Source organism: Rhodococcus sp. NPDC060176 (assembly GCF_042728675.1).
GTDB lineage: Bacteria > Actinomycetota > Actinomycetes > Mycobacteriales > Mycobacteriaceae > Rhodococcus_F.
Genome location: NZ_JBHWYS010000006.1, coordinates 321,940 through 346,527 on the forward strand (window position 1 = coordinate 321,940; position 24,588 = coordinate 346,527).

The following is a 24,588-nucleotide window of genomic DNA, read 5'->3' on the forward strand; positions in this document are numbered from 1 at the left end:
ACGAGTTTCGCTGTCCGAGCGCGCGACTGACACGCAAGTGTGAAGGAAGGTAATCCGTGAAAACAGGAAGACGAGTGTGGGGCGCTGCCGCTGCGGCGCTCTGCCTCCTGGTGTCGGGATGTGCGGGTGCTGGTGCGCTCGGTGGTTCCGGCGAACGAACAGTCACCATTGCGATGGTGTCGAACTCGCAGATGCAGGACGCCATCAAATTGGCTCCGGCTTTCGAAGCCGAGAACCCCGGCATCGACCTCAAATTCGTCAGCCTTTCCGAGAACCAGGCCCGCGCCAAGATCACAGCGTCGACGGCCACCGGTGGCGGCGAGTTCGACGTCGTGATGATCAGCAACTACGAGACGCCCCAGTGGGCCGCGAACGGTTGGCTCACGAACCTGTCCGAGTACGCGGACAAGACACCAGGTTATGACGAGGACGATTTCATACCGTCCATCAAGGCTTCACTGTCGTACGAGGACAGCATGTATGCGGTGCCGTTCTACGGGGAGTCGTCGTTCCTGATGTATCGCAAAGACCTGTTCGATCAGGCGGGGATCACAGTTCCAGAAGACCCGACGTGGCAGGAAGTTGCAGGTTGGGCAGAGCAGTTCGACAACCCTGATGCCAAGATGTCCGGAATCTGCCTGCGAGGAAAGCCGGGCTGGGGCGAGGTTCTCGCGCCGCTCAACACAGTGATCAACACTTTCGGCGGACGCTGGTACGACGAGAACTGGAATGCGCAGTTGACCAGTCCGCAGGTCGAGGAGGCCGTTCAGTTCTACGTGGACACCGTCAAGGAGCACGGCCAGCCGGGGCCTGCAACAAGTGGGTTCGGCGAATGCGCAACACAATTCGCGCAAGGCAACACGGCGATGTGGTATGACGCGACCTCGGCTGTGTCGGTGCTCGAAGATCCCGCATCGTCGAAGGTGGTCGGCAACATCGGATATGCGAAGGCCCCGAAGGTCGAGAAGTCCGATCCCGGATGGCTCTACACCTGGGCGCTCGGAATCCCGGAGTCGGCACAGAACAAAGACGATGCCTGGAAGTTCATCTCCTGGATGACGAACAAGGATTACATCCAAAAAGTCGGCACTGAACTCGGTTGGTCGAGAGTCCCTCCGGGAAGCCGTCTTTCGACCTACGAGATTCCGGAGTACCAGGAAGCTGCAAAGGCATTCGGTCCGATCACCCTCGAATCGATCAACAATGCAGACCCGAAAAACCCGACAGTGCAACCGGTTCCATACACCGGCGTCCAGTTCCTCACCATCCCTGAGTTCCAGGATCTGGGCACTCGCGTCAGCCAGCAGATCAGTGCGGCAATCGCGGGTCAGAAGAGTGTGAAAGAAGCACTCGAACAATCGCAGCAGTATGCCGAGGTGGTCGGCAAGACCTATCAGGAGAACCGATGACTACGGTTGCTGAGCTCAGATCCATGGTGGACGACGCACCACCGGTTCGTATCGACAAGAAGATCTCTCGTGCCGAGGGTTGGCGTCGTCGAGGTCCGTTGCTGCCGGCGTTGATCTTCTCGATCGTCGTCACGCAGATTCCCTTTCTGTTCACTCTCTACTACTCCACGCAATCCTGGAATCTTGTCCGGCCGGGATCGCGGCACTTCAACTGGTTCAACAACTACATCGATGTGTTCAAGGACAGTCAGTTTCGGGAAGTCGCGGTCAACACGGTCATCATGATCGTGGGTACGGTCATCGTTTCGGTGATCCTGGGACTCGCCTTGGCGCTGCTACTCGACCGAGCCTTCCTCGGTCGCGGCATCGTACGAACGCTGCTGATCACGCCCTTCCTCATAACTCCCGTCGCTGGTGCATTGCTATGGAAGACAACAATGTTCGATCCGGTATTCGGTATCGTGAACTTCGTCCTCCAGCCTTTCGGTGTCGGCCAGGTCGACTGGGTCAGCAAGTTTCCGCTCGCCGCGGTCATGATCAATCTGATCTGGCAGTGGACGCCCTTCATGATGCTGCTCATTCTGGCCGGTTTGCAGTCCATGCCCCGAGACATCCTCGAAGCCGCACGGGTGGACGGAGCCAAGCCTTTTGCGATGTTCCGCGAACTGACTCTGCCGCACCTGCGTCGATTCATCGAACTCGGTGCAGTTCTCGGCGCGATCTACCTCGTGAACACCTTTGACGCGGTGTACATGATGACGTCGGGTGGGCCCGGCGTGGCCAGTTCGAACCTGCCGTTCTACATCTACCAGCGCGCGTTCCTCGGCTTCGACGTCGGTCAAGCCGCGGCGATGGGCGTCGTGACAGTGATCGCGACCATCATCGTGTCCACGCTTGCGCTTCGACTGATCTTCAAGAGCTTCACCGGCAACGAGGAGGCGGCGTGATGACTGCCGTAGAGACGACAAGTGCGACGACCGACAAGCCCGTCGTCAAGAAGAAAAAGAGCGGTAAGTTCAGTCCGTGGTCGGTCGTGGCGTGGATCGCGGCCCTCGGGTTCTTCTTTCCCGTCTTCTGGATGGTCCTGACCGCGTTCAAGACCGAGGCGGACGCGTACACCGATCCGCCGAAGCTGTTCTTCACCCCGACCCTCGAGCAGTTCCGAGCCGTCCTCGACTCCGGCCTCGGTACGACACTGGCGAACTCTGCCTTCGCCACGGGAATGTCGACCATTCTGGTTCTGCTACTTGGTGTTCCGGCGGCATTTGCCTTGTCGCTCCGGCCGGTCGCCAAGACCCAGGACGTTCTGTTCTTCTTCATCAGTACGAAGATGCTCCCCGTCGTCGCAGCGATCGTGCCCCTGTACGTGATCGTCAACGACATCGGCCTGCTCGACAACATCTGGGCCCTGGTCATCCTGTACACCTCGATGAATCTGCCGATCGCGGTGTGGATGATGCGCTCCTTCTTTCTGGAGGTTCCCGGCGAACTTCTCGAGGCGGCAAGCATGGACGGTGCCAGCCTGTGGACGTCGGTTCGCGAGGTGATCCTGCCTCTGATCTCACCCGGCATCGCTGCCACCGCACTGATCTGTGTGATCTTCTCGTGGAATGAGTTCTTCTTCGCCGTCAATCTGACAGCTGTTCAAGCACAAACGATTCCGGTCTTCTTGGTCGGGTTCATCACGGGCGAGGGCCTGTACTGGGCTCGGCTGTCCGCGGCAGCGACCATGGCGGCATTGCCCGTCATCTTGGCCGGTTGGTTCGCCCAGAACAAACTGGTGCGCGGCCTGTCCTTCGGTGCAATCAAATAATTCTCCTCACCCTTCTCAGGAGTTCGTCATGGCTGAAATCTCGTACCAGAAAGCGTCTTGCATCTACGAAGGTGCCGGCACTCTCGCTGTCGATTCACTCGATCTCGACATCAACGACGGTGAGTTCATCGTTCTCGTCGGTCCGTCGGGTTCCGGAAAGTCCACGGCACTACGCATGTTGGCGGGGCTCGAGGACATCGATTCGGGCGCGATCACCATCAACGGCAAGGACATGACCGATGTACCGTCGAAGGACCGTGACATCGCGATGGTCTTCCAGAACTATGCGCTTTACCCCAACAAAACCGTCGGTGAGAACATGGGGTTCGCGCTGAAGATGCGCGGTGTGCCCGTCGAGGAGCGAAAGAAGAAAGTTGCGGAAGCGGCCAAACTTCTCGACTTGACGGAGTATCTCGACCGCAAGCCGGCCAAGCTTTCCGGCGGTCAACGGCAGCGAGTTGCGATGGGCCGCGCCATCGTTCGTGAACCGCAAGTGTTCTGCATGGACGAGCCGCTTTCCAACCTCGACGCCAAGCTGCGCGTCCAGACTCGCACGCAGATCGCGGCATTGCAGCGACGTCTAGGAACCACCACCGTCTACGTCACACACGATCAGGTGGAAGCGATGACGATGGGTGATCGCGTGGCCGTGCTCAAGGGCGGTAAGTTGCAGCAGTTCGCCTCTCCGACTGAACTTTACGATCGGCCCGCCAATGCGTTTGTTGCCGGATTCATCGGATCTCCGGGAATGAACTTGGTGACGGTGCCGGTCAGTTCGGGTGGCGTCCGCTTCGGTGCCGTCGAAGTTCCGCTCGACCGCGAGCAGATGACGGCAATCGCCGCAGCCGGTCTGAGTTCGGTCACCGTGGGAATTCGGCCTGAACAATTCCAGGTGGTCGCGGCCGGAGACGGAATCGCAGCTCAGATCGACCTGGTCGAGGAACTGGGCAACGAGTCGTACATCTACGCGCACGTACCCGGCACGGAATCCGATCCGATTTCGCTCGTCGCACGCACCGGCGGGCGATCGAAGTTGCAGTACGGCCAGACGCTCGGATTCGAGCGGGTGGACGGTCCTGTTCACCTCTTCGACCCCACAACCGGCGAGCGCGTGGGTAGCTGAACCCCCTCCACAATCGTGACCTGCTCGGCACCCGAATTCGTTCGTGCCGAGCAGGTCACATCCATCGTCGATTGGCAAGAAGGTTAGGGTCTACCGATGAGTGATACACGCGAACGATCCGTCGTGGTGTGTGGCGAGGGACTGGTCGATCTGGTGCCGGTGGGGGATAACTTCTCGCCCAAATTGGGCGGGGGGCCGTTCAACGTTGCGATCGCACTAGGTCGACTCGGCTCTGACGTGGGATTCGTCTCTCGCTTGTCCACCGACGCGTTCGGAGATCGGATGATCGACTCGCTGGCCGCGTCGAACGTAGACACAACCGGAGTCGAACGCGGACCCGAGCCGACAACTTTGGCCGTCGTGAATCTTGCTGCGGACGGGGGAGCGCGGTACTCCTTCTATCTCGAGGGAACGGCGGATCGACAGTTTGCGCTGCCGAAACTTCCCTCTGCTCGGGCGTTCTCGTTCGGAACGTTGTCGCTGGTGCTCGAGCCCGGCGCCTCTGCCTACGAAGCGATGCTGCACGAAGCTCATGCCCGCGGTCGACTTACCATGGTGGACCCCAACATTCGCCCGGCGGTGATCGCCGATCCAGACGCCTATCGACGACGGTTTCGGTCGTGGTTACCGTCCATCGACATTCTCAAGGTGAGCGACGACGACGCCCAGTGGTTGGGTTCGGTCGACGGCACCGAGTGGCTGGACGAAGGCGTCGGCGCCGTGCTGCTCACCCGTGGTGGTGATGGGTTGCGGTTGATCACCAGCGAACTCGATGTTTCGGTGCCGGCGCCCGCGGTTGACGTCGCGGACACGATCGGTGCGGGCGATACGGTACACGGAGCCCTGTTGGCTTACCTTGATCGACACGACGCACTCGACGCCGCCGTTCTGCGTGGGTTTTCCGAGTCCGATTGGACGGCTGCGTTGATCTTCGCTGCGCGCGCGGCAGCCGTCACGGTGTCGCGACCGGGGGCGGATCCGCCGTGGTCGAGGGAGTTGGGCCTGCTCGGCTAGCCCTGGGGACCACCGCCCTACTGCGAGCGCAGTACGCTTAAGTGTCTACCTGTGCACGATGTGCGACGGGGTCGTGTATCGGCACAGTGATACGCATGTCGATATTCCTGTACAAACTCTCGCGACTCGCGTTTCGGCGTCGCTGGGCAATGGTGGGCTTCTGGCTCGTCCTGCTGGTGGCGGGCGGAGTGGGCGCAGCAACGCTGTCCGGTCCGACGGTCAACACGTTGTCGATACCGGGCACCGAATCGCAAGCGGCGCAAGATCTTCTGGCTGAGAGATTTCCGCAATCGTCCACCGACGGAGCCAGTGCTCGCATCGTCTTTGAATCTCCTGCGGGCACGACGCTCACCGATCCGGCGATTCGACAATCCGTCAGTGACTTGGTCTCTGCGCTCGGGAAGGATCCCGAGGTTGCAGCGGTATCGGATCCGTATGCCTCCGGAGGAGTGTCGTCGACTGGGACGATCGGATACATGCAGGTCTCCTATACCGCCGACTCGATGGACTTGCCGGAAAGCTCGAAAGAACTGCTCGAGTCCGCAGTTCACGACGCTGCGGGTTCAGGACTGGCGGTCGATGTCGCCGGCAACGTGCTGATGGAAAGCAGTGCCGAATCGATGGGCGAAGTGATCGGCGTCGCGATCGCCGCGGTGGTCCTGACGGTCACTTTCGGTTCGTTGGTGGCGGCAGGGCTTCCGTTGATCAGTGCACTCATCGGCATCGGCATCGCGATCTGCACGATTACCATCGCAACGGGCTTCATCGAATTGGGTTCGAGCACAACCGTCCTGGCAATGATGCTGGGTCTGGCCGTGGCGATCGACTACTCGCTGTTCATCGTTTCGCGCTACCGCTCAGAACTACGTGACGGACATGATCCCGAAATCGCAGCGGGCCGCGCAGCCGGGACAGCGGGATCGGCCGTAGTGTTCGCGGGGTTGACCGTACTCATCGCATTGGCAGGATTGTTCGTTGTGAACATCCCGTTCCTGACGAGCATGGGTCTGGCTGCAGCGTTCGCAGTTGCTGTTGCCGTGGTGATTTCACTGACTCTGCTGCCCGCCACGCTGGGATTTGCAGGATCGCGCGTTCTGAGCCGATCCGATCGTCGCCTGCTTGCGTCCGGTGGTCAGTTGACGCATCGCAAAGCGAAGGAAGGCGCAGGCTCGCGATGGGCCAAGTTCGTGATCCGGCGTCGAGTTCCGGTTTTGCTCGCGTCAGTTCTCGGGCTGGGATTGCTGGCGATCCCCACCTTCGGCATCAACCTGAGCTTGGCGAGCCCACCGGTGCCCGACACCACTGCCGCCCGAGCCACCGACCGACTTTCCGAGGGATTCGGTGCCGGGTTCAGCGGTCCGCTGATGGTGGTCGTCGACGTTGCCGACGCCGCAGATCCGGCATCGGCATTGAGTGGGGCCCAGGAAAAACTCGGTGCTCTGCCCGACGTAGCGGCAGTGACGCCGCCCGCGCTCAATCAGGCCGGTGACACAGCAGTCATCACAGTGGTTCCGTCGAGTGGCCCGGAAACCGAGGCAACCAAGGCGCTCGTCGCCGATATTCGTGCGGTCGCCGGATCGCTGATCGACGAGACCGGGGCCACGATGTCGGTCACCGGCCAGACAGCCTTGACGATCGACGTCTCGGACCGCCTGGCCGATGCCCTGGTTCCTTACCTCGCATTGGTCGTCGGCCTCGCCTTCATCCTCTTGATGTTGGTATTCCGCTCGATACTGGTACCGCTCAAGGCAACTCTCGGATTTCTGCTCTCCATCGGCGCGACGTTCGGTGTGCTGGTCGCGATCTTCCAGTGGGGTTGGTTCGCCGGGATTCTCGGAATCGAAGGTCAAACCGGATCAGTTGTCGCGATGTTGCCCATCTTCATGATCGGCATCGTCTTCGGGTTGGCGATGGACTATCAGGTGTTCCTGGTGACCAGAATGCGTGAAGCGTACGTCCACGGCGACGGACCGGACGAAGCAGTCGTGAAGGGTTTCGACCAGGGCGCCCGAGTGGTCACGGCCGCGGCGCTCATCATGATCGCCGTTTTCGCGGGCTTCATCTTCGGTGGCGACGCCTTCATCATGCAGATCGGACTCGGACTCTCGTTCGCGGTTCTGTTCGACGCCTTCGTGATTCGCATGACAGTCGTTCCGGCCGTCATGTCCCTGTTGGGCTCGAAGGCATGGTGGTTCCCAGCTTGGCTGGACCGGTTGGTCCCGAACGTCGATGTCGAGGGGGAGCAGTTGACTGCGCTGCTCGCAGATTCGAAGGATTCCACTGAGCCCGCGAACGACAAGTTGTCGGTGTGATCCGGATACGGTAGATCGATGACCTCGACTTCGACGTGGGGTCGATGGTGTGCGGAACACCCGCGCACCATTGACCTGACACTGACCATCCTCGTGCTCCTTGCCACGTGGACGGCGCACCGCATCGCGCTCGACGGCAATGAGACCCGCGAGGTCACGGTTGTGGGAGTTGTCGTGACAGCTATTGCAGCCACAACCATCGTGTTCCGAAGGCGCTATCCGTTCTCGGCACTCGCGGTGGCAGTGCTTCTCGGCGTTTTGATGATTGCGCTGTCGGCGCCGCCGAATGCCGGCACAGGTTCGGCGGCGATGGTATGCCTCTATTACGTTGCCAGCACGAGTGACCGCCGGAAGACCTTTTTCGCAGCGGCAATCACAGTCGGATCGCTGATGCTTGTCACGATTTTCCTGGGAGTAGGAAACAACCTCCTACAGGAAGCGCTGGGGTTGTTGTCTTGGTTGCTGATGGCGAGTTTCGCCGGCGCTGAGGTCCGTTCTCGCCGTGCATATCTGGAGTCCGTCGAAGAGCGTGCGGTGCAAGCGGAAAGAATGCGCGAGGACGAGGCTCGACACCGGGTCGTCGAAGAAAGGATGCGGATAGCGCGAGACCTGCACGACGTCGTCGCGCACCACATTGCATTGGTCAATCTGCAAGTTGGGGTCGCGTCGCACCTGATCGGGAAGGACCCGGAGAAAGCGACGACTGCACTACGCGGAGTGGAAGAAACATCCAAGGCCGCACTGGACGAGATTCGGGCCACCGTTGGTGTCCTCCGTGATGCGCAGGACGGCGATCGCTCGATGAAGCCGGCTCCGGGGCTTTCGGATCTACCGGCACTGGTGGATCAATTCGTCAGTGCAGGAATGGAAATCGAGGTGCGCACTGTGGGTTCTGTGCGCCTACTCGGACCTGCAGTAGATCTCACGGCGTATCGAATTATCCAGGAGGCACTCGTGAATGCGAGCAAGCATGCGCTGCCAGGAGCCGTCACCGTGTCGTTGTCGTACGAAGCTGAGGTTCTGGTGCTGACAGTCGAAAACTCCGGAACAGCAGTGCCTTCGACTTCGCCACCCGGGTACGGACTGCTCGGAATGAAGGAGAGGGCTCAGGCAATGGGAGGCGAAGTGTCAGCAGGATTCCGCGCGGACGGGGGATTTCGTGTGGACGCGCAACTTCCGCTTGTGTCAGTGTCGAGCGGTTCTCTGCGTGAGGAATCGCTGTGACTGTTCGGGTAGTAGTGGCGGACGATCAGGCGCTCTTTCGGCAAACGCTTGCACTGCTCATCGGTTCTGAAGACGACATGGAGGTGGTCGCCGAGGCGGCGGACGGAGAGCAGGCATTCCAGGCAGCGCTCGAACACCGACCTGACGTTGTACTCATGGATATTCGAATGCCGGGCACCAGCGGTGTCGAAGCAACCGCCATGATCGCCGATCATCCGGATTTGTCCGACGTACACGTGTTGATCCTGACGACATTCGAGGTGGATGAGCATGTGGCACAGGCGATCCGGGCGGGTGCCAGCGGCTTTATCGGCAAAGGGATCCGGGCTGAAGATCTGCTCGATGCTGTTCGGACGGTCGCAAGTGGCAACTCGTTGTTGTCGCCGATGGCGACCAGTGCGTTGATTACTCGATTCCTTTCCATCCCGTCGCGGGCTGACTCGACTTCTGGGATCTTCGGTCAATTGACCCCGCGCGAACTCGAAGTCGTAACTCTCGTGGCCCTGGGGATGTCCAACGACGAGATCGCCACGGAGTTGGTGATCAGCGCTGTCACGGCAAAAACGCACGTGAACCGGGCGATGACAAAACTTGATGTTCGGGACCGCGCGCAGTTGGTGGTTCTGGCCTATCAATGCGGTCTAGTGGTTCCGGGGCGCTCGGTGGACTGATTCGAGAAACCCTCTTGACTCGAATGTGTGTTCGAGTACGGTTGGGGGTGGGGATCGGGGGATTCAATGACTGTTTTGTTGTCGGACGTGGTGTCGGGTTCTGCGGTGGGGTTACGCGGACGCCTGTGGCAGTTATCTGCTGCCGAGTTGCGTGAGGCTGCGGTGTCGGCGAGTGCGGAGATTCTGCGGCTGGAAGCGGTGCGGGTGGCGGTGGTGGACGAACTGTCGATGCGTCCGGACGATCAGGTGATTGCCAGCCGCGGCCTCGGGTCATGGTTGGCGGCAAACACGATGCTGCAGGTTCGGGACGGGAAGAAGATCGCCGCATTGGGCGCCGCGCTGCGGCCGTTTCCCGCGGTGGCAGCGCAATTCGATTGCGGGGATTGCTCGTTCGATCACGCCGTCTTGATCGTGGCGTTTTGTGAGTCCCCGCCGAAGGGGATGCCGGAGGAAGCGCTCCCTCGCTGCATCGATTTGTTGTTGGCGGCTGCGTCGGGTGTGGAAGCGACGACGACGAAGGTGCGGCATGTCATCGCGACGTTGGAGCGGGTGTTCGAGTCCGATGAGATTCCACCTGCCGAAGATGTCGATCGCAATGAGCTTCGGATCGCCTCGACACTTAATGGTCGGGTGGTGGTGCGCGGTGATTTCGACGCTCTCACCGGCGAAATGCTGCTCTCGGCGTTGTCGAATCTGACGATGCCCACCCCAGCACCGGACGGAACGCCGGATGCTCGGTCGGCGGCGAAGCGGACCGCGGACGGGTTCACCGAACTTATCCGCCGGTACCTCGACTGCGCAAAACAGGAACCGATGGTGGTCAGCGACCGCATGTGAACGTGCACATCAACGCGCGCGATTTGGCTGAGCATCGGGACTGCGCCGCCGCGCCTTCTGATGGTGGAGAGTCTCGGTCGGATCTTGATGTCGGGCACATGCCGTGGCTCGGGCCACTCTCGGTCTCGCAGACGAGGCTTCTCGGCTGTGATTGTTTCCTGTCGACTGTATTGCTCGATGATCACGGGGCGCCGTTGGATGCGAGACCCGGAAAACGGTTGGTCAACGCCGAACAACGCGTCGCCCTGATCGCCCGAGACAGGGGTTGCGCGTTCCCGGGGTGTTCATGCGTACCGGCCTGGACCGACGCACACCATATCCGGCACTGGGCGAACGGTGGTCCGACGGTGATGAACAACCTGGTCCTGCTCTGCCGTTCACATCACCGCTTGATGCACCGCAAATCCGGGTTCGTCGGAAAATGGGAAATCAGAATGGGCGTCGACAACAAACCGTGGTTCATCCCGCCGCCCTCGATCGACCCGGGGCAGCAGCCCCGGCCGGCGAACACCACCTTCAAAACCTGAGAACAGCTTCTCAGGCACAACAGCCCACGCCAAGCTCCGCATCCGACTTGACTGCCGGAGGCGGAGTCCAAGGTGCGTGCTCTCGTGATGGCCGTGGTTTCGGCGCGACCGTGGTTTCGGCGCGACCGTGATTTCGGTGAGGCGGGCCGACGTGTCCCACTCAGTGGGTCATTTTTTCGTCGTTGCCGCGCCGGTTGTGCCAGGTCATTTGGACGGCTGACCTGCACCGCAAAATCTTTCGTTAGAACACGTTCCAATTTCGCAGATTTGTGGCTATGGTCACAGAGATAGATGCGGGTGTGCGAATGAAAGGGTGAAGTGACGTGAAAACCAAGGGTGCAATCCTGTGGGGCCTCAACGAGAAGTGGTCCGTCGAGGAGATCGAGATCGGCGAGCCGGTAGCCGGCGAAGTTCAGATTCGCATGGAAGCGGCCGGAATGTGCCACTCCGATCACCACATCGTCACCGGCGCGACCCCGATGCCGTCGTTCCCCGTCATGGGTGGGCACGAGGGTTCGGGCGTCATCACCAAGCTCGGCCCAGAGGTCAAGGGGTTGGAGGTCGGCGACCACGTCGTTCTGTCCTTCATTCCGGCTTGTGGAACCTGTCCGGCGTGTTCGGCCGGCCATCAGAATCTGTGTGACCTCGGGATGGGCTTGCTCAGCGGCCAGGCCATCAGCGACGGCACCTACCGAATCCAGGCTCGCGGCGAAAACGTGATCCCGATGTGCCTGCTAGGGACGTTCTCGCCCTACATGGTCGTGAACCAGTCGTCGGTTGTGAAGATCGACAAGGACATTCCGTTCGAGGTTGCAGCACTCGTCGGTTGCGGCGTTCCCACCGGTTGGGGATCGGCAACACACATCGCTGATGTGAAGCCGGGTGAAGACGTTGTGATCATGGGCGTTGGCGGCGTCGGTATCAGTGCCCTGCAGGGTGCTGTTGCGTCGGGTGCCCGCTACATCTTCGCCATCGATCCTGTGCCGTGGAAGCGTGAGCAGGCTCTGAAGTTCGGCGCAACACATGCGTTCGAAAGCGCCGCCGCTGCCATTCAGCCGATCATCGACGCCACGTATGGACGCATGGCGCAGAAGACGATCATCACCGTCGGCGAAATGAAGGGTGAGTACGTCGAAGAGGCGATGATTCTGACGGCCAAGGCCGGTCGTTGTGTTGTCACCGCAATGGGGCATCTGACGGACATGGACGTAAAGCTGAACCTGTTCCTGATGTCGATGCTTCAGAAGGATCTTCAGGGCAACATCTTCGGCGGTGGCAACGCTCGCCAGGACGTGCCGAACCTCCTCGCGATGTACAAGGCAGGCAGGCTGAACCTCGACGACATGGTTACTCGGACCTACACCCTCGAAGGTGTGAACGACGGCTACCAGGACATGTTGGATGGCAAGAACATCCGCGGCGTCATCCGGTACACCGAAGCTGACTGGTGATCGGAAGCGCAACGCTTGTGCCAGTAGTCTGATCGGGTGCCCAGTACTCACAGTCTTGACGTAATTCAGCAGTGGCCGGTCGACAATGCGGCAGCGGTCGTCCTCTCCGGGAAGAACTCGGGTGAGGGCGACCGCGTTCGTGGTTTCAGCGGCGATCAGTCGCACGTTTTCCCTCTGGCTTCGGTGACAAAACTGTTGTGCGCCTACGCGATTCTCGTCGCAGTGGAGGAAGGGGCGGTCGAGCTGGACGGGCCGGCCGGACCTGAAGGGTCGACGGTTCGACATCTCCTCGCGCACGCGTCGGGGTTGGCATTCGCCGAACGTGTCGTTCAGGCGCCGGTGGCGTCGAAGCGGATCTATTCGAGTGCGGGATTCGAGGTTCTTGCCGAGTTGGTTTCCCGGGAGACCGAGATCGAATTTGCCGACTATCTGGCCGAGGCCGTGTTCGCGCCCTTGGGGATGACCAGTGCGGCTCTCGTCGGTCCGGCCGGCCACGGTGCGCAGGCATCGGCAGACGACTTGGCCAAGTTCGCGGCTGAACTGCTCTCACCGGCCCTTGTTTCGACGCAGACGTTCGCCGAGGCGACGACCGTCCAGTTCCCGGGGCTCAACGGAATTCTTCCGGGTTACGGCTCTCAGCGCCCCAACGACTGGGGACTCGGATTCGAAATCCGCGGCGACAAGCGTCCGCATTGGACTGGTCTCGAGAACTCGCCGGCAACCTTCGGTCATTTCGGTCAATCGGGGACTTTCCTGTGGGTCGATCCCGCGATTGATACTGCGTGCGTCGTACTTACCGATCGCGACTTCGGTGACTGGGCCAAACCTTTGTGGACTGAATTGTCCGACGGCGTGATCGGCGAAGTTTCTCGATAGAGCACAAATTTCTCTCCTTCCACTGGCGCAACACGGGTAACACAAGGCACACTGTTCAATCGAGCGTGCTGTACGAACTCGACAGAGGTCGTTGGGGAAGACGTCCCTCGTCGAAGCAGGAGGCTCGAGTGCGCGAAATGAATCAATTCGCGGACGTGACGACTGGTGTGGTTTACATCCACTCGTCGCCCGCGGCGCTGTGCCCGCACGTGGATTGGGCTCTGTCCGCCACGTTGGACAGCCCTGCCAAACTCAGATGGACCTCACAGCCTGCCTACGACGGCCTTCTCCGTGCAACGACGGATTGGACAGGTCCCGTCGGAACCTGTGCCCGCCTGGTCGATTCGCTACGCGCGTGGCCGATGTTGCGGTTCGAGGTCACCGAGGATCCGAGTCACGGCGTCGACGGCGAACGGTACAGCCATGTACCTGGTCTCGGTTTGTGGCGCGGATCCACCAGTGCGAACGGTGATGTCGTCGTCGGGGAGATGAAGCTGCGGTCCATCATGAATTCCGGTGGAGACATCGCCGCGGAAATCGGTCGGGCAATAGGCGCACCGTGGGACGAGGAACTCGAACCCTTCCGGAGTTCAGGCGAAGGTGCCGAAGTGACATGGCTGCGAAGGCGCGTCAGCTGACCGAGGTCCATCCTGAACCCTGAGTGCTCTCGCGGCTTGAACGACAAAGACTTGAATGTCAAAGACTTGAATGACAAAGGTGGGCCCCGCCGTATCGGCGAGGCCCACCTTGTTGTCCAGGGTTGTCAGAGCGGAATGTTCTTGTGCCGTGCGCGCACAGACGGCGCAGACGCGAGCGCAGCAGTGACGATGCTACGAGTCTTCGCCGGGTCGATTTCCTCGTCGACGACGCCGATTTCGACCGCGCGGTCGACGCCGCCCGCGATTGCCTCGTGCTCGGCAGCGAGACGGTCGTGCAATGCTTCACGCTCGTCGTCCGGTGCAGCTGCGAGGGCCCGCTTGTGCAGGATGCCGACAGCAGCCTTCGCGCCCATCACGGCAACTTCGGAGTTGGGCCAAGCGAATACGGCCGTTGCTCCGAGGGCTCTCGAGTTCATCGCGATGTATGCGCCGCCGTAGATCTTTCGAGTGACGACGGTGACGCGGGGGACCGTTGCCTCGGCGAAGGCGTGAAGTAACTTCGCTCCGCGTCGGACAACGCCTTCCCACTCCATCGAGACGCCCGGCAAATACCCGGGAACATCGACGACGACCACGAGCGGCACGCCGAATGCGTTGCACAGTCGCACGAACCGAGCGGCCTTCTCTGCACTTTCGGAGTTCAGGCACCCGCCGAGTCGCAGTGGGTTGTTCGCGATGACTCCAACGGTACGTCCGGCCATCCGGCCGAAACCGGTGACGATGCTCCGTGCGTAATTGCCTTGCAGTTCTTCGAAACTCGACTCGCCTTCGACGTTGTCGAGCATTTCGTGAACGATGGGACGAACGTCGTATGCACGTTTTGAGGACGCAGGCATCATGGCGCGCAGATCGCTGTCGCCGAGTTCCGCTGCCCGCTGATCGAATTCGCCCTGCTCGCACATCATCGAGACCAGGCGTCGTGCGCGGTGCAATGCGTCGGCCTCGTCGTGTGCGGCGATGTGCGCGACACCCGACTTCTTGGTGTGTGTGTCCGGACCGCCGAGTGACACCATGTCGACCTGTTCGCCGGTGACACTACGAACTACGTCTGGCCCGGTGACGAACACTCGGCCTTCCGGCGCCATGATCACGACATCGGTGAGGGCTGGACCGTACGCGGCTCCGCCAGCGGCAAAGCCGAGCACGACGGAAATTTGAGGTATGAGACCCGACGCGCGGACCATGGCCTCGAAGACCAGTCCGACGGCGTGGAGCGCCTCGACGCCTTCAGCCAGACGCGCGCCACCGGAGTGCCAGAGGCCCACGATGGGGGACTCTTCCTCGATGGCGGTATCGATGGCTTTGACGAGGTGTTTGCAACCGTCGACGCCCATGGCGCCACCCATGACAGTGGCGTCGGAGCAGTATGCGATGGTGCGGACGCCGTCGATGTTTCCGGACGCAGCGAGCACACCGGACTTGTCACGGGCGTGGAGCGGCACTGTTGTGCCGGGGTCGAACAGATTTTCCAGGCGCGCAAGAGGATCGCGCGGGTCTGTCGATGATTCGGACTTTGTCACGGGGGCCAGGATGGTCATCGCGTCCTCCTTCAGTACGAGCCTTGGGTGGAACGAAAGGTCGGTGTTGTCCGCGGGTGACGTTGTGTTGCAACGACACCCGCGGACAGGTGCAAACCGCGGTTCGGGCTAGGCCCGACCGAAGGCGAGCGCGACATTGTGCCCACCGAAACCGAACGAGTTGTTCAGTGCGAAATCGAAAGAGCCGGTTCGGGGTTCACCCTTGACGACATCGAGATCGATTTCTGGATCCTGGCTGTCAACATTGAGCGTGGGCGGGATGATCCCGTCACGCACTGCCAGAACCGTGAGGACTGATTCGAGGGCGCCGACAGCGCCGATCGAGTGTCCCAGCGCGGATTTCGGGCCGTACACCGCAGCGTGATTGCCGACCGCTGCGTTGATTGCCTTTGCCTCTGCGATGTCACCGATCGGCGTCGCAGTGGCGTGGGCGTTGATGTGCTTGATGTCGGACTTCGTCAGTCCGGCCATCTCGATTGCTCGGGTCATGGCTCGCGCCGCGCCCAGGCCTTCCGGATGCGGTGCCACGATGTGGTACCCGTCCGAAGTGATTCCGGAACCAAGCAGGCGGGCGTGAATCGTTGCCCCGCGTGCCTTGGCGTGCTCCTCGGTTTCGAGGATCATCAGGGCGCCGGCTTCGCCGAAGACAAATCCGTCGCGGTCCTTGTCGAAAGGACGTGAAGCTGCGGCCGGATTGTCGTTGTTGGTGCTCATCGCACGCATCATGGCGAAGCTCGCGATCGGAACCGCGTCGATGAAGCTCTCGACTCCACCAGCTACAACCATGTCCGCGTCACCCATGACAAGCATGCGGTGAGCGTGAGCAATTGCCTCGGAACCTGACGAACATGCCGACACCGGAGTGATGACGCCACCGCGGGCCCCGAGTTCGAGCCCGACTGTTGCGGCCGGTCCGTTGGGCATGACCATCTGCACCGAGAACGGGGACACCTTGCGGTATCCGCCGCCACGGAGCTTGTCGACGGCGTCGATGAGCGTGTCGCCGCCGCCGAGTCCGGTGCCGATGACAACGGCCAGGCGGTCCTGATCGACTTCAGGGCTGCCGGCGTTGCTCCAGACCGTGCGACTCAACGTGAGGGCAAGGCGTTCCACCCAGCTCATCCGTCGAATTTCGACGCGGGACAAGCCCTCGTCCGGTGAAACCTTCAGGTGCCCGCCGATGCGAATGGGAAGGTCGAACTCGTCGATGAACGGGTCATCGAGGATTCCGATGCCGCTTTCGCCGGCGAGTAGCGCCTTCCACGTGCCATCCACATCACCAGCCACCGAGGTCGACGTCGCGAGGCTCGTGACGACGATATCGGGGAATTTCCCTTTGCGGGTAGAAGCGGAAGTCACGGTCGGCTCACTCTGCGTTCTTGGCTTCGGCGCCTTCGGCTTCGAGCTTCTGGATGTACGCGACGATGTCGCCGACGGTGCGCAGGCCTGCGAGATCCTCGTCGGGGACCTTCACGCCGTACTTGTCTTCGGTCTGAACAGCGATCTCGACCATGGACAGGGAGTCGATATCGAGGTCGTCCACGAAGGACTTGTCAACGGTGACCTCGGAAGGCTCGATACCGGTGACCTCCTCCACGATCTGGCCGAGTTCCGCGATGATTTCTTCCTGAGTGTGGGCCACTGGTGTGGCTCCCTTCTTGATCGATTGAGGTGGGGTGAAACGTCCGGCCGCCGTTGGGGCTGATCGGCCGGTGGGGCGTCCGAGCTAGGTCAGCTCGGACAGTGCGGAGATATCCTCCGGGTTCTTGAGGGCAACCGTCGGTGTGCCACGCATTTCACGCTTGGCAATTCCGACGAGGGTTCCGGCCGGCGGGAGTTCCACGATCGCGGTGACTTCTGCGGTCCGCAACGAAGCGGAGCAAAGATCCCAGCGAACGGGGCGGGTAACCTGCGCGGCAAGTTTGGTGAGGGCGTCGGCGCCCGAGGAAACCGGTGCGCCGTCCGAGTTGGAAAGCAGCGTGCGCGTCGGATCGGACGGGGTGATCTTGGCGGCAGCAGCTGCGACGGCGTCCTGTGCAGGTGCCATGAATCGGGTGTGGAACGCGCCGGCGACAGGCAGTGCTCGGACTCGTGCCTTTTCGGGCGCACTCGCCGCGAGTTCTTCGAGTGCAGTGAGCAGGCCGGCGGCCACGATCTGGCCGGCTGCATTGCGGTTGGCCGCTTCGAGTCCGAGTTCTTCGAGTCGTGCGAGTACTTCGGCTTCGTCTCCGCCGAGAACTGCCGACATGCCGGTCGGCTCGAGTGCGCAGGCCTTGGCCATCTCGGCGCCGCGAATTGCGGCAAGCGCAACCGCGTCGTCAGCGGAGATCACTCCGGCGACCGCGGCGGCGGCAAGTTCACCCACCGAATGGCCGGCAGCGATGACGTCGGCGCCGAGAAATCCGCGCGATTCGATTTCCTCGTATGCCAGCAGAGCAGCGGCGACGACGAGGGGCTGTGTTACCGAGGTGTCGGTGATTTCTTCGGCAGTTGCGGTCGTGCCAAGGCGGACCAAGTCCAGGCCGGCTGCTTTCGACCACACTTCGAGGCGGTCTTGCGCTCCGGGCAATGCCAGCCAGGGGCTGAGCATGCCGGGTGTCTGAGAGCCCTGTCCCGGGGCGAGCAACGAAATCACTTATTAAGAGAACACCGCCGCGAGTGACCTGCGAGATGTCGGTCGCGATGAACTCTGGCGAAGTGTTTTGTAGGGTTCCCACAAAATCCCACGTCGCGCTCGGCCATCGAAATTGGACGCTCGGGGGTTACAGGTTTGTTTGTCCGGATGTTAAAGATGTGACTGAAGTAACCGAATTGTTCGATTTGAGATCGATTTGTGTCAATCGGCCCACGGTAGCGGCGATCCGTAGTACGTATGCGTCCCGAGGATTCGTAGGATCCCGGCCGGTAACTTCCGCGATTCGCTTCAAGCGGTACCGAACGGTATTTGGATGAACAAACAGAAGACGTGCACAAGTCTCAACCGCACCTCCACAGTCGAGATAACTGTCTAAAGTATCGGTCAAGACTGTGCCGGATTCAGCTAAAGGTGCGACCAGGAAATCGCGAAGAGCCTTTACGGCAGCGGCGTCTCCCAGTAGTGCCCGTTCCGGGAGCAGTTCAGTCGCGAAAACCGGACGAGGTGCGCCGCGCCACCCGGCAACGGCCTTGATTCCCGCGAGAGCTTCGGACGCACTGAAGTGCGCTGCGCTCAACGAGGGCGTCGTCGGACCGATTACCACCGGCTCGTCGGCGAAACTCATGAGCAGGTCTTGAAGGAACTGGCTGCCTTCCGTCTTACTGCTCAGCTCGCCGCTGACGATCATCACCAGCCGCGGACCCTGCACCACCGCGAGAACCGCGCGCCCGTGCGCGGCGGCAGTCGCGTGGACGGTGCCGGCAACCGAGACCCGCTCGTCCGGCGGGGGAGACCCGACGATGACCGTGGCCGGAGCAGTGGCATCCCAGTTCAAGGTGGCGGCGCGGGAGAGCATGTCCGACCCGGTGTCTCCCTGCACGACGGCGTCGACGACGAGCGCTTCCAGCCGCGTGTCCAGGGCGCCACGAGATTCGGCAGCACTTGCGTAGACCGTTGCCGCCGCGAAGCCGAGTTCACGTCCATAGCGCAGGACGGCTTCTGTCAGCGCGATCAGCTGCTGATCGTTGCGGGCGAGAGCCGGTAGCCATTTCTCGAAGAACTCCATCGCCACCCGGACCATGTCGACGGTCTGGCGCAGCGTGAGCTGTCGAGCAAGGTCCTGGGGGATGACCGGAAAGGACTCGTATCCGAAGCTGATCTCCGAGTCGAGTTGCCGCAGCCATTCGAGGAAATTCACCACCGACGTCTGCACCAAGAGTTGTACGTCGGCGCGTTGCGAAGCGTCGAGACTGTCGAAGAAGGGAAGCTGCTCCTCCATGACGGTGACGGCCTCGGTGGAGAGCCGACCGGAGAACTGCTTGACGCGGCGGAGCAGGGCCTCGGGGAGTGGATCGCGAACCTGACGACGGCGGGCGAGAACAGCCTGCAACCCGGACGACTGCGGTCGGGTGCGGCGCACACCCTCTTCGGGTTTCTCGGGATCAGGTTCGGGCATGAGAAAAACCTACGCCCATCGCCGCAGCGGATGTCGAGATGACACCCGCAGCGATGGGCGTAGGTCTGTTTTCGAGCGCTAGGACCGTTGCGCCAGGACCGTTGCGCTAGGACTTACGCGCTACCGGTGTCCCCGGTCTGCTCCGGCGCAGCATTCACGTCGTCGATACGGTAACGACTCGCTGCTTCGACGGCCTTGGACCGCTCGATCGATCCTTCCTTCGCCAAACCGATCAGCACGGCAACGACGATGGATTCGGCATCGACGTTGAAGTAGCGACGTGCCGCAGTGCGAGTGTCGGAGAAACCGAACCCGTCCGTGCCGAGCGTCGTGTAGTCGCCGGGAACCCACTGACGGATCTGATCCGAGACCGCACGCATCCAGTCCGAAGCCGCGACGACAGGACCCTGAGCCGAGGACAGCGCCGTGGTGACGAAGGGAACCGGCGCATCCTCGGACGGATTGAGCAGCGCCTGACGTTCGCATTCGACGCCTTCGCGGCGCAGCTCACCCCAGGACGTGACCGACCAGACGTCGGCCGAGACGCCCCACTCGTCGGCGAGCAACTTCTGCGCCCGCAGACCCTCGGGCATCGCGACACCGGATACCAGGATCTGAGCCTTCGGGCCGGCGGCCTCGGAAGTCTTGTAGAGGTAGATGCCCTTGAGCAAGCCCTCGACGTCGAGACCTTCGGGCTCGGCCGGCTGAACGTACGGCTCGTTGTAGATGGTCAGGTAGTAGAAGATGTTCTCGCCACCGAAGCCGTCGACACCCTCGGTGCCGCCGTACATGCGGCGCAAGCCGTCCTTGACGATGTGCGCCAACTCGTACGAGAACGCGGCGTCGTAGGTGACAGCGGCGGGGTTGGTAGAAGCCAGGAGCAGGGAGTGTCCGTCGGCGTGCTGGAGACCTTCGCCGGTCAGGGTGGTACGACCGGCGGTCGCGCCGAGAACGAATCCGCGAGCCATCTGGTCGGCGGCCGCCCACAGACCGTCACCGGTGCGCTGGAAACCGAACATCGAGTAGAAGATGTACAGCGGAATCATCGGTTCACCGTGGGTGGCGTACGACGTGCCGACTGCGGTGAACGAAGCCGTCGAACCGGCCTCGTTGATGCCCTCGTGCAAGATCTGGCCGATCGGGCTCTCCTTGTAGGCGAGCATGAGTTCGGCGTCGACGGACGTGTAGAGCTGACCGTTGCGGTTGTAGATCTTGAGCGACGGGAACCACGAGTCCATACCGAACGTGCGAGCCTCGTCCGGGATGATCGGAACGATGCGCTTGCCGATCTCCTTGTCGCGCAACAGTTCCTTGAGGATGCGCACGATCGCCATGGTGGTGGCGACTTCCTGCTTGCCCGAACCCTTGCGGATGACGTCGTACGTCTTGTCCTCGGGGAGCTTGAGCGGCGCCGCGTCGGTGTTGCGCGAAGGCAGGAACCCGCCCAGTGCTTTACGACGGTCGAGCATGTACTTGATCTCGGGTGCGTCGGCGCCGGGGTGGTAGTACGGAGGCAGGTACGGATCCTTCTCGAGCTCGGCATCCGAGATCGGGATGTGCTGCATGTCGCGGAACGCCTTGAGATCGTCCAGCGTCAGCTTCTTCATCTGGTGCGTGGCGTTGCGGCCCTCGAAGTGCTTACCCAGGGTGTAGCCCTTGATGGTGTGCGCGAGGATGACCGTCGGCTGGCCCTTGTGAGCCATGGCGGCCGCGTAGGCGGCGTGGACCTTGCGGTAGTCGTGGCCACCGCGCTTGAGGTTCCAAATCTCCTGGTCGGTGAGGTCCTTGACCAGTTCCTTGGTGCGGGGGTCACGTCCGAAGAAGTGATCGCGCACGAACGCGCCGTCGTTGGCCTTGTACGTCTGGTAATCGCCGTCCGGCGTCACGTTCATCAGGTTGACGAGTGCGCCGTCGCGGTCGGCATGCAGCAGCGCATCCCACTCGCGACCCCAGACGACCTTGATGACGTTCCAGCCGGCGCCACGGAAGAACGATTCCAGTTCCTGGATGATCTTTCCGTTACCGCGGACCGGGCCGTCGAGGCGTTGGAGGTTGCAGTTCACGACGAACGTCAGGTTGTCGAGGCCTTCGGTTGCTGCGACGTGAGCCAAGCCGCGTGATTCCGGCTCGTCCATTTCGCCGTCGCCGAGGAATGCCCACACATGCTGATCGGTGGTGTCCTTGATGCCTCGATCGTTGAGGTAGTGGTTGAACCGGGCCTGGTAGATGGCGTTCATCGGGCCGAGGCCCATCGAGACCGTCGGGAACTCCCAGAAGTCGGGAAGCAGTCGCGGGTGCGGGTAGGAGGGCAGTGCGCCGCCGAAGTCTGCGTGCGACTTCTCCTGGCGGAATCCGTCCAGCTGTTCCGCGGGGATGCGGCCCTCGAGGAAGGCGCGTGCGTAGATGCCGGGGGAGGCGTGACCCTGGATGAAGATGTGGTCGCCGCCGCCGGGGTGGTCCTTGCCGCGGAAGAAGTGGTTGAAGCCGACCTCGTACAACGCTGCTGACGATGCGTAGGTCGAGATGTGTCCGCCGACGCCGACGCCCGGCCGCTGCGCGCGGTGGACCATGATCGCGGCGTTCCAACGGATCCAGGCGCGATAGCGGCGCTCGACCTCTTCGTCGCCGGGGAACCACGGCTCGTTTTCGGTCGGGATCGTGTTGACATAGTCGGTCGAGGTGAGCGCGGGGAGTGCGACGTGCTTCTCACCGGCGCGCTCGAGCATGCGGAGCATGAGGTAGCGGGCACGCGTGGGTCCGGATCGATCCAGAAGTCCGTCGAATGATTCGAGCCATTCGGTGGTCTCGTCCGGATCGATGTCCGGCAGGTACGACGCAACACCCTCGCGAATGACGCGAACGCGACCGTCGGTTCCTCCCGGCGTATTCGACGCGGGCGGACCCGACTCGCCGGCGGCGCCGGAATCGGCGTTCTGCCCGGACGCGGGACCCTGGATCAGGTCAGACAACGTGTGCTCCTCATTGGTTTGGGGACGCGTGGTGGGGCGTCCTTACATAGGTGATCGAGGCCTTGTTAGGTCCGACGCACTTCCATCGTGAATATGGCGCGTACCTCATCTTTCACCATCCCGGTCGGTCCGGCACACCTCGCCTCTGGTTACTCTCGGGTAGCGTTTTTCGGCGTGACGCAGGGGCATGATGGTTCCCCGTAGTCACAGGCTTGGGGGATGGATCGGAACGTATGAAGGGGTGGGGAAAAATAAACAAAGAAATCAATTGCGGCAGGGTCGGGGCGTGGGTTTCGATCGGATCGATCGCAGTGGGGTTGTCGGTGATCGTGGGGTGCTCCGCCGCGGTGACCGGATCTGCAGTTCCGAACGAATCGCAAGCCGCTGCGTATCAATCCGAGGTGAGCATTTCGGTAGCCGCGGCGTCTTCGTCGAAAGCGGCAGCGGATGCTGCCGAAGCAGCCTTCACGATCTGTGAGGAAGCGGTCTCTCGATCGAAAAACGACGTGGTCGCGTTCAACGCCTACGTCGACGCCGGAAATCAAGGCGCGTCGGACTTGAGGGCCGAAGCGAGCACCGCTGCTTCGTCTGCACGGGAAACGGCCTCGTGGTTCGACTCGGTCTCGAGTGAACTTCCAGCGGAGCTTTCCGGACTGTTCGACGAATTGGCCGCGAACCTACGTTCGTCTGCTTCGGTGATCGAGAGTGATCATTCGGCGGATGAAATCAATTCGATCAGCGATGCGAGCAATTCGATTCGCAAGTCGATCTTCGACGAATGTGGATCCCTGTGACCTGCGGTAATCCGCAGGCGTATGGTTCGGCATGTGTCAGAAGACGATCTTTGACGAAAGTTTTCGGCGTGGTCGGCTTGCGCTAACGCCTCAGACCATGTTCGCTTTCCCTAATTGATCGTCAAACGGTAGGTGTGCGGGGTCGCCACACACCATCAACAAAAGGAGGACCCCACCGTGGTCGCCGCGGCGGATGCCCAGAACTACGCTCAGAAACTCGGGATTACCACTGACATGGTGGTGCAGGAACTGGGCTGGGATGAGGATACCGACGACGGCATTCGTGCCGCGGTTGAGGAAACCATCGGCGGGGAAATGCTCGACGAGGATTCCGACGAGGTCATCGACGTCGTGCTGCTGTGGTGGCGCGACGAGGACGGTGACCTGGTGGATGCTCTGATGGATGCCATCGGGCCGCTCGCCGACGAAGGCTTCGTGTGGGTCCTCACCCCGAAGACCGGTTTCGACGGTCACGTCGAGCCCAGCGAGATCGCCGAATCTGCGCCGACTGCCGGCCTGACCCAGACATCGGCAGCCAACCTCGGTGACTGGTCGGGAAGTCGATTGGTTCAGCCGAAGGCCCGTCCGGCCAACAAGCGCTGATCCGGTCCTTTTCCGTACTTTCCCAAGGAATCGCACATGCCCCTCGATGTTGGTGCCCAGGCACCGGATTTCACTTTGAAGGACCAGAACAACCAGGAAGTTTCGCTCGCAGATTTCCGTGGCAAGAAGAATGTTCTGTTGGTCTTCTATCCGTTGGCCTTCACCGGAACTTGTCAGGGTGAACTCTGCAAGGTCCGTGACGAGCTTCCGAAGTTCGAGAACGACGACACTGCCATTCTCGCGATTTCTGTCGGTGCTTCGCCGACCCACAAGATCTGGTCGGCAGAACAGGGATACACCTTTCCTTTGCTGTCGGACTTCTGGCCACACGGTGAAGTCGCTCAGAAGTACGGGGTGTTCAACGACAAGTTGGGCTTCGCGAATCGCGGCACCTTTGTCATCGACAAAGACGGAATCATTCGTTTTGCCGAGATGAACGGCCCCGGAGAAGCCCGTGACCACGGACTTTGGGCAAACGCGCTTGCCGCGCTAGAGTCTTAGAGCACTCCCGGTGAGGGTCTCACCGGGAGTTCGGGCGTGTAGCTCAGTGGTAGAGCTCTGGTTTTACACACCAGCGGTCGGGGGTTCGAAACCCTCCGCGCCCACGAAAGCCCCTCATCTGCGAGTGCAGGTGAGGGGCTTTTTTGTGTCGAGAATCCAAGCGTCCTTCGCGAGAG

Annotated in this window: 20 protein-coding genes, 1 tRNA gene and 1 pseudogene; 16 read left to right on the top strand and 6 right to left on the bottom strand. The window is 61.5% G+C overall.

The annotated features are described in order from the left end of the window. The first annotated feature begins 56 nt into the window (after positions 1 to 56). The 12 genes and pseudogenes from ACFWEM_RS26055 to ACFWEM_RS26110 all read left to right on the top strand — a co-directional run bounded on the left by ACFWEM_RS26055 (position 57) and on the right by ACFWEM_RS26110 (position 13,895). Positions 57 to 1,409, top strand: a complete 1,353-nt coding sequence (locus tag ACFWEM_RS26055; RefSeq protein WP_378538478.1) for an ABC transporter substrate-binding protein — start codon at positions 57 to 59, stop codon at positions 1,407 to 1,409. Further along, entirely contained in the window at positions 1,406 to 2,356 is a 951-nt protein-coding gene (locus ACFWEM_RS26060; RefSeq protein WP_378538480.1) for a carbohydrate ABC transporter permease, read from the top strand. The genes ACFWEM_RS26055 and ACFWEM_RS26060 overlap by 4 nt, the downstream gene beginning before the upstream one ends. Then, positions 2,356 to 3,222 carry a carbohydrate ABC transporter permease gene (locus tag ACFWEM_RS26065; RefSeq protein ID WP_378538484.1) on the top strand — a complete coding sequence of 289 codons (867 nt, stop codon included), beginning with the start codon at positions 2,356 to 2,358 and terminating at the stop codon, positions 3,220 to 3,222. The genes ACFWEM_RS26060 and ACFWEM_RS26065 overlap by 1 nt, the downstream gene beginning before the upstream one ends. A gap of 28 nt (positions 3,223 to 3,250) precedes the next feature. Next, positions 3,251 to 4,345, top strand: coding sequence for an ABC transporter ATP-binding protein (locus tag ACFWEM_RS26070; RefSeq protein ID WP_378538487.1), 1,095 nt, complete (start codon positions 3,251 to 3,253; stop codon positions 4,343 to 4,345). A gap of 96 nt (positions 4,346 to 4,441) precedes the next feature. Then, a complete protein-coding gene (locus tag ACFWEM_RS26075; RefSeq protein WP_378538490.1) occupies positions 4,442 to 5,359 on the top strand; it encodes a carbohydrate kinase in 918 nt (305 codons plus the stop codon). Positions 5,360 to 5,454: 95 nt separating this feature from the next. Next, positions 5,455 to 7,671, top strand: coding sequence for an MMPL family transporter (locus ACFWEM_RS26080; protein WP_378538492.1), 2,217 nt, complete (start codon positions 5,455 to 5,457; stop codon positions 7,669 to 7,671). Between the two features lie 18 nt (positions 7,672 to 7,689). Beyond that, positions 7,690 to 8,895 carry a sensor histidine kinase gene (locus tag ACFWEM_RS26085; protein ID WP_378538496.1) on the top strand — a complete coding sequence of 402 codons (1,206 nt, stop codon included), beginning with the start codon at positions 7,690 to 7,692 and terminating at the stop codon, positions 8,893 to 8,895. Continuing rightward, complete coding sequence (locus tag ACFWEM_RS26090) at positions 8,892 to 9,566, top strand: response regulator (protein ID WP_378538499.1); 675 nt, start codon at positions 8,892 to 8,894, stop codon at positions 9,564 to 9,566. Before ACFWEM_RS26085 ends, ACFWEM_RS26090 begins: the two co-directional genes overlap by 4 nt. A 66-nt stretch (positions 9,567 to 9,632) precedes the next feature. Further along, a pseudogene (locus ACFWEM_RS26095) lies at positions 9,633 to 10,930 on the top strand (DUF222 domain-containing protein). A 323-nt stretch (positions 10,931 to 11,253) separates the two neighbouring features. Beyond that, positions 11,254 to 12,381 carry an NDMA-dependent alcohol dehydrogenase gene (locus ACFWEM_RS26100; RefSeq protein WP_378538502.1) on the top strand — a complete coding sequence of 376 codons (1,128 nt, stop codon included), beginning with the start codon at positions 11,254 to 11,256 and terminating at the stop codon, positions 12,379 to 12,381. A 36-nt stretch (positions 12,382 to 12,417) separates the two neighbouring features. Beyond that, entirely contained in the window at positions 12,418 to 13,257 is an 840-nt protein-coding gene (locus ACFWEM_RS26105; RefSeq protein ID WP_378538505.1) for a serine hydrolase domain-containing protein, read from the top strand. A 128-nt stretch (positions 13,258 to 13,385) separates the two neighbouring features. After that, positions 13,386 to 13,895 carry a DUF3145 domain-containing protein gene (locus ACFWEM_RS26110; RefSeq protein ID WP_378447935.1) on the top strand — a complete coding sequence of 170 codons (510 nt, stop codon included), beginning with the start codon at positions 13,386 to 13,388 and terminating at the stop codon, positions 13,893 to 13,895. 125 nt (positions 13,896 to 14,020) lie between these two features. Here the strand turns inward: ACFWEM_RS26110 and ACFWEM_RS26115 are convergent, their stop codons facing one another. The 6 genes from ACFWEM_RS26115 to aceE form a co-directional block, all read right to left on the bottom strand. Beyond that, positions 14,021 to 15,454 (bottom strand): acyl-CoA carboxylase subunit beta, encoded by a 1,434-nt coding sequence (locus ACFWEM_RS26115; protein WP_378538508.1) that lies wholly within the window; start codon positions 15,452 to 15,454, stop codon positions 14,021 to 14,023. Between the two features lie 108 nt (positions 15,455 to 15,562). Beyond that, positions 15,563 to 16,813 (bottom strand): KasA/KasB family beta-ketoacyl-ACP synthase, encoded by a 1,251-nt coding sequence (locus ACFWEM_RS26120; protein WP_003941591.1) that lies wholly within the window; start codon positions 16,811 to 16,813, stop codon positions 15,563 to 15,565. 7 nt (positions 16,814 to 16,820) lie between these two features. Beyond that, positions 16,821 to 17,096: a meromycolate extension acyl carrier protein AcpM gene (gene acpM / locus ACFWEM_RS26125; protein ID WP_003941649.1), complete on the bottom strand. Its 276-nt coding sequence runs from the start codon at positions 17,094 to 17,096 to the stop codon at positions 16,821 to 16,823. Between the two features lie 84 nt (positions 17,097 to 17,180). Next, on the bottom strand, positions 17,181 to 18,089 hold the full coding sequence (locus tag ACFWEM_RS26130; protein ID WP_378538511.1) for an ACP S-malonyltransferase: 909 nt from the start codon (positions 18,087 to 18,089) through the stop codon (positions 17,181 to 17,183). Positions 18,090 to 18,216: 127 nt separating this feature from the next. After that, positions 18,217 to 19,545 carry a CdaR family transcriptional regulator gene (locus ACFWEM_RS26135; RefSeq protein WP_003941635.1) on the bottom strand — a complete coding sequence of 443 codons (1,329 nt, stop codon included), beginning with the start codon at positions 19,543 to 19,545 and terminating at the stop codon, positions 18,217 to 18,219. A gap of 113 nt (positions 19,546 to 19,658) precedes the next feature. Beyond that, entirely contained in the window at positions 19,659 to 22,514 is a 2,856-nt protein-coding gene (gene aceE, locus ACFWEM_RS26140) for a pyruvate dehydrogenase (acetyl-transferring), homodimeric type (RefSeq protein ID WP_317826242.1), read from the bottom strand. A gap of 401 nt (positions 22,515 to 22,915) precedes the next feature. Here aceE and ACFWEM_RS26145 point away from each other — a divergent pair, with 401 nt between their 5' ends. From ACFWEM_RS26145 to ACFWEM_RS26160, 4 genes are all read left to right on the top strand, one after another. Beyond that, positions 22,916 to 23,308, top strand: a complete 393-nt coding sequence (locus ACFWEM_RS26145) for a hypothetical protein (RefSeq protein ID WP_378538515.1) — start codon at positions 22,916 to 22,918, stop codon at positions 23,306 to 23,308. Positions 23,309 to 23,485: 177 nt separating this feature from the next. Next, positions 23,486 to 23,911: a DUF3052 domain-containing protein gene (locus ACFWEM_RS26150; protein ID WP_317554952.1), complete on the top strand. Its 426-nt coding sequence runs from the start codon at positions 23,486 to 23,488 to the stop codon at positions 23,909 to 23,911. 36 nt (positions 23,912 to 23,947) lie between these two features. Next, a complete protein-coding gene (locus tag ACFWEM_RS26155) occupies positions 23,948 to 24,412 on the top strand; it encodes a peroxiredoxin (RefSeq protein WP_317554954.1) in 465 nt (154 codons plus the stop codon). 32 nt (positions 24,413 to 24,444) lie between these two features. Then, positions 24,445 to 24,516: transfer RNA gene (locus ACFWEM_RS26160), tRNA-Val, on the top strand. The last annotated feature ends 72 nt before the right edge of the window (positions 24,517 to 24,588 follow it).